The following is a 13279-nucleotide window of genomic DNA, read 5'->3' on the forward strand; positions in this document are numbered from 1 at the left end:
TTTGGCTATTCTAGTTCAACTCCTCTTGCAGTCTGGGAAATTCAACCAAGCCAAAAGCCAATGAAACCTATTATTACCTATATCAGTCCATTGAATTTCAGGAAACTAGTCCTCTTTGTGGCCGTCGCGCTAATTCTGGTCAGCGCATCCCGGCTTACGGCCCAGACAACATCATATTCCAAAGAAGTGCTGGCAAAAATTCAGCAGGTGGAACAGCATCTGGCAGGGAATATCCGAACGTCTGATGACAAAGACTGGACGATCCAGGAGCGAATGAATCACTATAAAATTTATGGACTCAGTATGGCCGTTGTGCGCAACTACCAGATTGAATGGGCTAAAGCGTATGGATGGGCCGATACGGCCAAACACCGTGCCGTAACGACCGAAACACGCTTTCAGGCTGGCTCCATCAGCAAATCGCTCAACGGCGTTGGCGTCATGCGGTTGGTACAGGATAAAAAAATCGATCTTTATACAGATATCAACCAGTACCTCACCGCCTGGAAATTCCCGTACGATTCTATTTCGAAAGGCAAAAAAATCAATACAGCCAACCTCCTAAGCCACACAGCAGGTCTGACCATTCACGGTTTTCCCGGTTATGCCGTTGGAGCAGCAATCCCTTCGCTAACACAGGTTCTTGATGGGCAGAAGCCTGCTAACACACAAGCCGTTCGGTCGATGTTTGAGCCAGGAGTAAGATTCAAATATTCCGGTGGTGGTACAACAATTTCGCAGTTGATGGTCATGGATATCACCAAGCAACCCTATGATCAATTTATGTGGGAGAACGTCCTGAAGCCCATGGGCATGGCAAACAGTTCGTACACCCAGCCACCCGCAGCCAACGCATTACTGGCAACTGGTTACCACGCCAATGGGCAAGCAGTAAAAGGTAATTACCATATTTACCCTGAGCAGGCAGCCGCCGGATTGTGGACAAACCCCAGCGATTTATGCCGCTACATCATCGAAACCCAATTGGCGTACGCTGGTAAATCCAGCAAAGTACTTTCGTCGCAAACGACGCGCCTGCGGCTAACGCCATATGTGGATAGCTCGGCTGCATTGGGGGTATTCATCGTAAAAAAGGGAGCTTCCATGTATTTCAACCACGGTGGAGCCGATGAAGGTTTTTTGAGTACCTATTACGGAAGCCTGACGGATGGTAATGGAGTTGTGGTAATGGTTAATTCCGACAACGGTCGTATTCTGGAGGAGGTTGTGAATAGTGTGGCGCAGGTCTATGGCTGGAAAGATTTTTACAAACCAACAATTAAACCCGTTGTCGCCGTACCGGAAGCTACGCTGGAAACCTATGTAGGTGATTATGAACTGGCACCCAATTTTGTTCTGACCATTGCCCGAGAGCAAAACCGACTCATATCCTGGGCAACCGGCCAACCCAAATTCCCCCTCTTCGCGGAAACGGAGACCCTATTTTTCCCAAAAGAATTTGAGGCTAAAATCGAATTTGTGAAGGATGAATCGGGAAAGGTGAATAAGGCAATTCTGTGGCAGGGCGGACGAAAAACAGAAGCGAAAAAGATCAAATAGGCCCGCTCCTAACACTCTAACAATCAGACATCGGCCTGGCCATTGATTATAGTTTTACTGTCGCATCATTCTATTCAGTAAATAGGAGAACCAAACCTTGAATCGTCGAGCTTTCAATCAACTTATGGGCCTGGGAACCGCTGGCATCCTGCTGCCTGCCCTTCCTCCCTTTTCACGTCCTGTCAGTGCCGAAATCCTACTGGAACCTGGCCTGGATGTGTCGGTAAAGAAACGGCTGGCCGATGCCGCCCTGAACGCAGCAAAAAGCAATGGAGCCACGTACGCGGATGTTCGGATTGGTCGCTATCTACGACAATACGTTATTACCCGCGAAGACAAAGTACAGAACATTATCAATACGGAGTCGTACGGCGTTGGGGTTCGCGTGATCGCGGATGGTTGCTGGGGTTTTGCGGCAATAGTTGACGCTAAACGTGAGGCCGATACGGCTAAAGCTGCCGAAGAAGCGGTGGCCATTGCCAAGGCGAATGCTAAACTGATGAAGCAGCCTGTTCAGTTGGCCACTCAACAAGGCTATGGCGAAGTTTCCTGGAAAACGCCCATTCAGCGCAATGCGTTTGAAGTGCCCATCAAAGAAAAGGCAGATTTTTTGCTATCGGCCAATAAGGCGGCTTTGAAAAATGGCGCTAATTATGTGAACTCGATGCTATTTATGGTCAACGAGCAGAAATATTTTGCTTCGACCGATGGTACGTACGCCGATCAGGACATTCACCGAATCTGGCCCACGTTTACTGTGACGGCTATTGATGCCAAGACGGGAAAATTTGAAACCCGCGACGCGCTGAGCGCTCCCGTTGGCATGAGCTACGAGTATCTGCAAACCAATCCAACCGATAAAGTTACTGGCATCACAACCCGTTACAATAAAGGGTACGATATGGTGGAAGACATAACGGCAGCCGCAAAACAGGCCCGCGAAAAGCATAAGGCAAAATCGGTAGAAGCGGGTAAATATGACCTGGTTCTCGATCCTTCCCACCTCTACCTGACCATTCATGAATCCGTCGGTCATGCAACCGAACTAGATCGTGTACTGGGTTATGAAGCGAATCTGGCAGGTACTTCGTTTGCCAGCCTGGACAAATGGAAATCGAAGATGTTCAACTATGGTAGTAAGCTGATCAATCTGTTTGCCGACAAAACACAGGTCGGGTCTTTGGGCGCCGTTGGCTACGACGATGAAGGGGTGCAGACCAAAAAATGGGATCTGGTCAATGAAGGCATTCTGGTGAATTACCAGGCCATACGTGATCAGGTGCATTTTATCGGAGAGAAAGAATCTCAGGGCTGCTGCTATGCTGATAGCTGGGGCTCGGTACAATTCCAGCGTATGGCCAACGTTTCGCTAGCTCCTGGCAAGGAACGCCTGTCGGTAGCTGATATGATCAAGGATGTGAAAAAAGGGATATACATTATCGGTGATGGGTCGTATTCGATTGATCAGCAACGCTATAATTTTCAGTTTGGCGGGCAGTTGTTCTACGAGATTAAGGACGGCCATATTGTGGGCATGTTGAAAGATGTAGCCTATCAGTCGAACACCCAGGAGTTCTGGAATTCCTGCGTAGCCGTATGCGACGAGCGCGACTATCGACTAGGTGGCACCTTCTTCGATGGCAAAGGGCAACCCGAACAAGTGAGTGCTGTATCACACGGTAGCAGCACCGCTCGTTTTAATGGCGTCAATGTGATCAATACCGCCCGGAAAATATAGCTTATCCTAGTCTTATTGCCGTTTTGTATCAATCTCTAACACACCATCTGAATTGTTGCTATAACATCTAAAGTCGCTCTCGATTCGCTGACGATTACTTAAGGACAGACAATTGCCAAAAGCCGTAAGAATTATCCTAAACTCCTCTTATTACCCAATGGACGATCGGATAATTACCCCCGAGCGCAGCCATTTGACCTGTGCTGACCAAAAAATGAACCTGAAAATTCTGGGTCCCGATCGGTATTGCTAAGTCTGCTAGTAGTTCGTCTACGAGATGAGTTATTTCGAGCCGTTCGACTCGCAGCCGATACGGGTATTCACTGTAAACGCTGGCTGCGGAGGAGCCATTGCCTATATGGTTACCAATACAGCCAGGGCTGATAACAAGATAAAAACTGACGTAGAACGATATCTTACCTTTACAAAATGCATTATACCACCTCTTTGATACCAGTAACCATGAAAAGCTACTTTACCTTCCTGCGCATTGCCATAGTCGCCTTCGCCTTAACTCTGAGCTTGGCCCTCAGTTCTTTATGTGTCCAGGCCCAGCCTCAAACCGATGCCCAACTCACGGCCCAGTTCGATAAGTTGCTGATGGAGCAGTTCAAATCCGACGGACCCGGTTGTGCCGCTCTGATAACCCGCAAAGGTCAAATCATTTACCAGAAAGCCTTCGGTTTAGCCAACATCGAACTGGCCGTGCCAATGAAGCCGGATAATGTCTTCCGGATTGGTTCCATCACCAAGCAGTTTACGGCTGTTGCTATTCTGCAACTGATGGAGCAGGGTAAACTCTCCCTTCAGGATGAAATCACCCGTTTCTTACCCGACTACCCAACTCAGGGCAAAAAGATTACGATCGAGCACCTGCTCACCCATACGTCGGGCATTAAGAGCTATACCGACATGAAGGAGTTTGAAACGATGATGCGAAAAGACATGACTCCGATGGAAGTGATCGATTTATTCAAGAATCAGCCGATGGAGTTTGATCCGGGTACCAAATGGAAGTACTGTAACTCTGGTTATTTCCTACTGGGCTATATCATCGAAAAAGTGTCGGGTAAAACCTATCCGCAATACCTTGAGGAGGTAATTTTCAAACCGCTGGGCATGACTAATTCCTACTATGGCAACGACACTAAGCTTATCAAGAACCGGGCAGCAGGCTATCAGGGCGGCAAGGATGTCGTCAGCAATGCCGATTACCTAAGCATGACGCTGCCTTACGCAGCGGGCTCGATTCAGTCGACGGTCGGTGACCTCTGGAAATGGCATCAGGCAGTACATAGCAACAAACTACTTAAAAAAGAGTCGCTCGCCAGGGCGTTTACCCGCTACAAGCTGAGTGATGGCAAGGAGACCAGTTACGGTTACGGATGGGGTTTGGGCACTTTACAGGGCAGCCCAACAATTGCCCATAACGGAGGCATCAACGGCTTTCTGACCAAAGGGCTCTACCTGCCGCAGGAAGACGTGTTTGTGGCTGTATTTTCTAATTCAACGGCCAATGATCCTGGTGGAGTAGCCGACAAGATCGCTACATTGGCTCTGGGAAAACCCCTTCCGGCTCCTCGTTCGCCTATATCCGTCAGCGAACGTATTCTGGATAGTTATGTAGGTGACTATCAGATGGCTCCCAACTTTATTCTGACGATTACCCGAGAGCAAAACCGGCTTATATCTCAGGCAACAGGTCAGAGTAAGTTTCCACTTTTAGCGGAAACAGAAACTAAGTTTTACCCGGAAGCTTTTGAAGCCCAGATCGAATTCGTAAAGGATGATACGGGGAAGGTCACGAAAATAATGTTATTACAGAATGGGCAGACAACCGAAGCGAAGAAGATAAAGTAGCTATATCAAATTCTACAAATAGCCTAACCGATTAATACTTATTTTCATCAATAAGTAATCTTCTTCTTCAAACTATGAAAGCACGCTACTCGCTTATTTGTCTTGGTCTTGCGTTCTCAGTAAGTTGTCTGGGGCAAAATCGCTCTTCAACCACCTATGACGTACTCATCCGCAACGGACTGATTTACGACGGTTCAGGTCAGAAACCCTACCAGGGTGATGTAGCTATTCGCGCTGATCGTGTCGTGGCGGTTGGTAAGCTGACGAATCTTAAAGCCGCTACCGTGATTGATGCCAGGGGAATGGCCGTGTCGCCCGGATTCATTAACACACTCTCGCATACCCACGCTAATCTGCTCCGTGACAACCTTTCTATGAGCGATTTAAAGCAGGGTGTAACCACCGAGATTTTTGGAGAAGTCTCCTGGGGGCCCGTCAAAACCGAGTCCGTGCGGAACGAAATGAATCGCCAGTTGAAATTATCGTTCGTGAATGATACCTGTTCCTGGACAACCCAGGAAGGGTTTATGCGTACCCTTGAACGAAAGGGAATCACGCCCAATATTGCGTCATATATTGGAGCCGGGGAGATTCGTATGAATGTGCTGGGTGAAGAGAATGTCAGGCCGACACCTGCTCAACTAGCGCAAATGCAGAAACTGGTACGCGATGAAATGCAGGGCGGTACACTAGGTATAACAACAGCCCTGATTTATCCGCCCAATACCTTCGCCAGCACCGACGAACTAATTGCCCTGTGCAACGAAGCGGCTCCCTACAAAGGCCGCTACATTGTCCATATGCGAAGCGAAGCCGACCGACTGGAAGAGGGAATTCAGGAACTGATTCAGATTGGCCGGGAGGCACACGTACCCGTAGAACTCTACCATTTCAAAGCAGCCGGGATGCGAAACTGGCCTAAAGTTGAGCGAGCCATTGCCCTCATCAATGACGCCCGCAAACGGGGCCAGGATGTTTCGGCAAATATGTACACCTACACCGCTGGAGCCACAGGGCTGACCAGTTGTTTACCGCCCTATGTTTTCAACGGCGGCTTCATGGCAGGCTGGAAACGGTTGCAGGACCCCGAACAACGCCGGAAAATTGCCGAAGAAGTTCGCCATCAGACGACCCAATGGGAGAATTTTTTTGTGTTATCGGGCTCGCTCGATAATATCCTGATAACGGGGTTTGAACAGGACTCCCTGAAAAAATACGTGGGCAAAACGCTGGGACAAATTGCCAGGCTACAGGGCAAAGATCCCGTAGAGACCGTAATGGATTTGATTGTCCATGACAAAACACGGGTCGAAACAACCTATTTTCTGATGTCGGAGGAGAATATTAAAAAGCAGATTCGCCAGCCCTGGGTTAGCTTTGGCTCCGATTGCCCGTCGATCAGCGATACCGACACCCTGTTTGGCAAGATGCATCCCCGCGCTTTTGGCAACTTCGCCCGATTACTGGGTAAATACGTCCGCGACGAAAAAGTGATCTCGCTCGAAGAAGCTGTTCGTCGGCTCACCAGCCTGCCCGCTACCAACCACAATCTGCCTAATCGGGGCTTCCTCAAACCCGGCTACTTTGCCGACGTAGTCATCTTTGATCCGGCCACTATTGCCGACAAAGCCACTCTTGAAAAACCCTTTCAGTATGCGGTTGGGGTACAGCACGTCTGGATCAATGGCAAACAGGTGCTGAACAATGGTGAACATACGGGTGCTTTACCCGGTCGGGCCTTGTGGGGTCCGGGAAAGAAAAAATAACTGAAACTATAAAACAAACCTTAACTTAATGAATACCTGTACACAAATGATGGTAGTTGGCTTGTGTCTACTGAGCGCCGTAGCCTGTCAGCAAAAGAAAGCGGATGAAGTACCCGTGCGGACTTCGTTCTTCGATAAATCGGGTATGGACACGACCGTTCTGCCTGGGAATGACTTCTTCTCCTATGTCAATGGGACCTGGCTCAAAAAAACCAAAATCCCCGACGACCAGGTTGCCTGGGGATCGTTTGATCAGCTTTACGAAAGCAATCAACTAAAAACCAAAACCATACTGCAGGAAGCAGCAAAAGCGGGTGCAGGAGCGGGGAGCATTGAGCAAAAAATCGGTGATTTTTATGCCAGTGGTATGGATACAGTTGCCATCGACAAGCGGGGCTATGAGCCTGTAAAAGCAGAGTTAGCAAAAATTGCGGCCCTGAAAGACTACAAACAGGCACTGACTTATTTAGCGGCTAATGAAAGCTATAGAGGAGGAAAATTTATCGGCTTTTATGTCGGTGCCGATGACCGACAAAGTACCATTAACCGAATCAACTTTTATCAGGCTGGGCTATCATTACCCGAAAAAGATTACTACACTCGGACCGACGAAGCCACCAAAAAAATCCGGACGGCATTCGTCACCTACGTAGCGAAGTTGTTTACCCTGACAGGCGTTGACTCTACGCTTGCCAAAACGAAAGCACAAGCGATTCTGGCATTCGAGACAGCCCTGGCTAAATCACATAAAGCACCCGCCGACCTGCGCGACCCAGTGGCTAATTACAACAAATTTGCCGTTGCCGATCTGGCGAAACGAATGCCCGCCCTGAATTGGCGCCCGCTGCTGGATAACATGGGCTTGACCAAAGTAGATACAGTGCTTGTATCTCAGCCCGGTTATTATCAGGCGCTTGCCAAATCGCTTTCGAGCGTACCCATTGAGTTGCTGAAAGATCGGCTGACGTTCGACTGTCTGGATCATGATGCAAACCTGCTCAGCAAGGAATTCGAACAGGCTCGATTTGAGTTCAATAACAAAGCACTGCAGGGGCAGCCAAAGATGCCTGAACGCTGGAAATCCATGACCAGGGTTGTCGACCGATCATTAGGCGAAGCGTTAGGGCAATTATGGGTCAAAAAGTATTTTCCGGCGGAAGCCAAAGAGCGGATGCTAACGCTGGTCGACAACCTGCAAAAAGTGTATCGAGTCCGTATCGAAAAACTCGACTGGATGGCTCCCGAAACCAAAAAAGTAGCCCTGACCAAACTGGATCGATTTCTGAAGAAAATTGGCTATCCCGACAAATGGAAAGATTATTCCGACGTGGAGGTAAAGCGTGATGATTTCTTTGGCAATGTACAACGAGCTCGTAGGCATCAGTACCGGGAAGATTTTGCCAAAATTAACCAACCCGTCGACCGTATGGAATGGGGTATGACCCCACCCACCGTCAATGCTTACGCCAATCCGACGAATAATGAAATTGTATTCCCAGCTGGCATTCTACAATTCCCCTTCTTCGACAAAGATGCCGATGACGCCATCAATTACGGAAGTATTGGCGTTGTGATTGGCCACGAAATGACACATTTATTTGATGATCAGGGCCGTCAATACGATGCCAATGGAAACCTGCGTGACTGGTGGACCAAACAGGATGCCGAACGGTTTACGAAGAAATCACAGGTTGTTGTGAATCAATTCAATGGATATAGCATACTGGACAACCTGCACGTCAATGGGCGACTGACCTTAGGCGAAAACCTGGCCGATTTAGGCGGTATAACGCTGGCCTATCAGGCATTTAAACTGACCAAGCAGGGCCAGGGCTCTGATAAGATTGATGGATTCACGCCCGATCAGCGATTTTTTCTGGGTCACGCCCAGGTCTGGCGTAGTAAAGTACGGGACGAAGCAGCCCGCGCCTGGATTACCACTGACCCTCACTCGCCCGATAAATTTCGAGTCAACGGCCCCTTGGCGAATTTCGAGCCATTCTACCGGGCTTTTGATGTAAAACCCGGCCAGAAGCTTTATAAGCCAGAAGTCGATCAGGCAAAGGTTTGGTAATACGCCTTACCCCCTGAAGGGAGCTTAAGTCGAGAATACTCAAGCAGAGCCCCCTTCAGGGGGTTGGGGGTAAGGCGCAAAAGCTGTCTCAAACCTTACAGTTTTTGTCTCAAACGATATAGCCCCGCTGTGTAGAAGCCACTTATTTTTGAGTGGCTTTTATGCGTTTAGCCAACCGCTTTCCTCTTCCATTCATGCCATGAGTTACCTCCGCTTATCTTTCCTCTTTCTGGTAAGCCTTACTATGCTATCCACTGGGTTGCTGGGCCAGCAACCCAGTGGAGCATCCACACGACAGGCGGTACCCCGTATCCGGTTCGAGCACCTGACTACAGCCGATGGCTTACCGGAAAACTCAGTAACGTCTATACTTCAGGATCACTTAGGCCTGATGTGGCTGGGTACGCAAAATGGACTGGTTCGCTACGATGGTACTACTATGACTACGTTTCGATATGATCCCAGACAACCATTTAGTTTGAAGGGAAGGCAGGTAAGAGCCTTACATGAGAATCGAAACGGCGACATATGGGTTGGCTGCGAAAGCCTTTTTCGCTTTGAGCGAGCTACCGGACGATTTATCGAGTATCCGCAACCGAAAGCGAATCGAGCCGACAAGGAAGTCCGAATAGACTTTCTCCATGAAGACCAACAGGGATACATATGGACCATTACAGCTCAGAATGATTTTGAAACCTATGTACTGGATCGGCTCGATCCTAAAACCAAAACCTGGCTATCCTTTCGCCATAATCAAAAGAACACTCATAGTTTAGCCAGCGATAATGTATATGCAAGCACTGCCAATGTGCTTAAGTTTTCCTTTGCCGAAGCCCCAGACGGCACCATTTGGGTCGTCACCAGAGGGGCAACCGAGAATATACTGCACTGGTTTGACCCCAAAACGGCTCAATTCAACCGCTTTCAGCCAAAGGCATCACCAGATATACTTCACGCGTTTAAAAAGGCTGGCTTTGTGCTACCGGTGGGCGATCAACTTTATGTGTCCAGTTACGTGAATGGGATGTTTCGGCTTAACCCAAAAACTGGCCAACTCACCCAATTCAAACATGATCCTCGCAATCCGGCTAGTCTACAAGCGGATTCGGTTTCCTGGCTCTTTCGAAGTCGGGATGGGCTAATTTGGGTACCCAACCCGCAAAGTGTGGACCGCTTCGACCCCAAAACGGGTCAATTCACGCATTACGTTTCGCGGCCCAACGACCCTACTACGCCCAGCAAGAATTTGGTTAGGGGACTCCACGAAATGCCCAATGGTGATATATGGTTTGTAGCTGGGAACGGCATAAATCTGTATCATCGACAAAGCAATCGCTTTGTCCGTTACGAGCATAATCTGGCTGGTGGAGAGGAAAACTTACAGGGAAACATAATCTTCTCGTTTCTGGTGGATAAAACGGGGTTAGTTTGGGCTGGTAGTTGGGGATTGGGTCTCAACAAACAAAGCCGAATGGCCCATTTTCCGTTACTCACGAGCAAAGCTGGCAGTTCCAATAGTCTGCAAAGTAATGAAGTCAAAACCGTTTACGAGGCTCCATCCGAACCCGGCGTCATCTGGTTCGGTACGGATAAGGGCCTGAGTCGACTAGACAAAAAAACAGGCCTGTACACGCATTATCGGCATGATAGTCTCTCGAGACATTCGTTGGGTAAAGGAGAAGTTTGGGCGCTGGCCGAAGACCCAAAAGGCCGTTTTTGGGTAGGTACAAGTGCGAACGGGTTATATCAGATGGACCGAAAAACGGGCCAATTCACTCGCTTTGTCCCCGACCTGAAAAAGAATCCGAACGAATCGCGTTTTCAATATATCCGCCGACTACTTCCTGCCAGCGATGGTACACTTTGGGTAGTTACTGATGCCGAACTGGTTCATGCCGATGTCGATCAGCAACGCTACCAATATTTCCATAAAACAGCCGATGCCTATTCGCCTGACCTATTTGCTTCGCTTACCCCACTGCTTATTTCTCAACGTCGGATCGCCGACATTCTTCATCCGCAGGGAAAGGTCGATAAAACGGTTGCCTTCGTTCTGAACGCGCCAACTGACCTCTGCGTAGTGATCGGCGGAAGTATGCGCGCCGACGTGAAGTGGGATTATGGCTGGATTGAAGACGCCAACGGGAAGACGGTTTGGGAGATGACGATCGAAAACAGCAAAACGGATAGTTTCTCCGATCAGCGGATCGAAGTCAAAACGCTGCAGTTGCCAGCCGGTCGTTACCGACTGCGTTACCGCTCTGATAACGCATTTTACTACGGTTCGTGGCCGATGTTCCCGCCAATACACGCCGATCTTTGGGGAGTACAGATCGTAAAAGTGACCCCCGATGAGCGGAGTGCGCTCGATCGGCTTATTGCCCGGAAATATCAGCGGGAAGGGCTGTCGGATAACACACTTTTTACAATTCGACAGGATAAGCAGGGGCGAATCTGGACGGGATCTAATTCGGGCGGAGTCTGTATGCTCGATCCTGCAACGGGCCGGTTCAGTACCTGGATGACTAAATTGAACGGTCCGAGCTGCGTGCTGGCTCTGCTCGAGGATCAGTCGAGCGGGGGTTGGTGGGTCGGTGATTATGCCAATGGTTTATTATTGCTGGACCAAACGGGCAAGCGCATTCGCAGTTATAATTCAACGAATGGCTTACCAGGCGACCGGGTTAGCGCGATTCAGCGCGATAAACAGGGCTGGCTCTGGCTAATGACCGACAACGGTTTATGTCGGTTTAACCCCAAAACGGAGCAGTTCCTGTCTTTTACGGATCAAAATGGCATTCCCGCAAAAGGACGTGGTATTGCCGATGGTTCGTTTAAAGCTCAGGATGGCCAGTTGTATTTCTGGGGCTCAAAAGGAGTCAATGCCTTTTATCCTGATCAGGTACAGAACGACACGTATACTCCGTCTGTGATACTGACCGACCTAAGCATCAACGGCAAACTGGCCACGCTGAGCCCTGACGGTCAACTGCCCACTCACGTTTCAATGGCCGACGATATTACGCTGCCACATGACCAGAATGACCTCAATTTCCAGTTTGCAGCACTCAACTATAATCGAGGCAGTGAATCGCAGTATGCGTTTAAACTATCTCCGCTTGATACAGCCTGGTTGCCGATCGGAACCACCCGACAAGCTCGCTTTCTGGATTTACAGCCCGGTACTTATACCTTTCATGTCAAAGCGGCCAATGCTGATGGCGTCTGGAATGAAAAAGGAACGAGTATTCAACTAACGATTTCTCCCCCCTGGTGGCAAACCTGGTGGGCCTATATGGCGTATGCGCTGTTGATTAGCGGAGCCATCTGGACGTTTATTCATTACCGTTCAAGCGTGTTACGTCAGGAGAACCGTATTTTAGAGGAAAAAGTAGCTCGGCGCACGAACGAAGTTCAAGAGCAGAAAGAAGAAATCGAAGCCCAGCGGGATCACCTCGAGCAGACCCTAACGGAACTGAAAACTACCCAGGATCAACTTATTCAAAAAGAAAAATTAGCCAGTCTGGGCGAGCTAACGGCCGGTATTGCCCATGAAATTCAGAATCCCTTGAACTTCGTTAATAATTTCTCCGAAGTATCAACCGAACTGATCGATGAATTAAAGGAAGGGCCGTTTCAGAACTTACCTGATTCAGAGAAAAAGTATGCTGAAGAAATCCTGGGTGACCTGACTAGTAACCTGCAGAAAATCACGCACCACGGTGGCCGTGCCAGTAGCATTGTTAAAGGCATGCTGGCACACTCTCGTACGGAAACCAGCGAGAAACGTCCTACCGATGCAAACGCACTAGCCGATGAATATCTCAAGATTGCCTATCACGGTCTACGGGCGAAAGACAAACGCTTTACCTGTGGGTTAGTAAGTGAATTTGATGGAACTCTAGCGCCAGTGGTAATGGTGCCCCAGGAGATTGGTCGGGTTTTACTGAACCTGTACAATAATGCGTTTTATGCCGTTTCAGAGCGGGTAAAGAAAACGAACGAACCTGACTATCAACCAACAGTTACCGTTAGTACCAGGCAGCTACGAAATGCCGTAGAGATTCGTGTATCAGACAACGGGACAGGTATTCCGGATTCGGTAAAGGCCAAGATTTTCCAACCCTTCTTCACCACTAAACCTACGGGTGAAGGCACTGGCTTAGGCCTCTCTCTTTCCTATGACATTATTACCAAAGGACATAGCGGTACATTCAAAGTAGAAAGCATAGAAGGCAACGGAACAACCTTTGTCATTCAACTACCTGCATAAACTACTAT

Annotated in this window: 6 protein-coding genes; all 6 read left to right on the forward strand. The window is 48.9% G+C overall.

The annotated features are described in order from the left end of the window. Positions 1–60: 60 nt before the first annotated feature. The 6 genes from ACYVE4_RS28450 (at position 61) to ACYVE4_RS28475 (ending at position 13271) form a co-directional block, all read left to right on the forward strand. The gene (locus ACYVE4_RS28450) at positions 61–1560 is read left to right on the forward strand and encodes a serine hydrolase (RefSeq protein WP_461043803.1); all 1500 of its coding nucleotides are present in this window, start codon (positions 61–63) and stop codon (positions 1558–1560) included. Positions 1561–1657: 97 nt separating this feature from the next. Next, positions 1658–3298: a TldD/PmbA family protein gene (locus ACYVE4_RS28455; RefSeq protein WP_461043804.1), complete on the forward strand. Its 1641-nt coding sequence runs from the start codon at positions 1658–1660 to the stop codon at positions 3296–3298. Between the two features lie 462 nt (positions 3299–3760). Then, positions 3761–5158 carry a serine hydrolase gene (locus ACYVE4_RS28460; RefSeq protein ID WP_461043805.1) on the forward strand — a complete coding sequence of 466 codons (1398 nt, stop codon included), beginning with the start codon at positions 3761–3763 and terminating at the stop codon, positions 5156–5158. Positions 5159–5232: 74 nt separating this feature from the next. Further along, a complete protein-coding gene (locus ACYVE4_RS28465; RefSeq protein ID WP_461043806.1) occupies positions 5233–6924 on the forward strand; it encodes an N-acyl-D-amino-acid deacylase family protein in 1692 nt (563 codons plus the stop codon). A 28-nt stretch (positions 6925–6952) separates the two neighbouring features. Continuing rightward, positions 6953–8998, forward strand: coding sequence for a M13 family metallopeptidase (locus ACYVE4_RS28470; RefSeq protein WP_461043807.1), 2046 nt, complete (start codon positions 6953–6955; stop codon positions 8996–8998). A gap of 199 nt (positions 8999–9197) precedes the next feature. Beyond that, positions 9198–13271 (forward strand): sensor histidine kinase, encoded by a 4074-nt coding sequence (locus tag ACYVE4_RS28475; protein ID WP_461043808.1) that lies wholly within the window; start codon positions 9198–9200, stop codon positions 13269–13271. The last annotated feature ends 8 nt before the right edge of the window (positions 13272–13279 follow it).

It is taken from the genome of Spirosoma harenae, assembly GCF_054776975.1.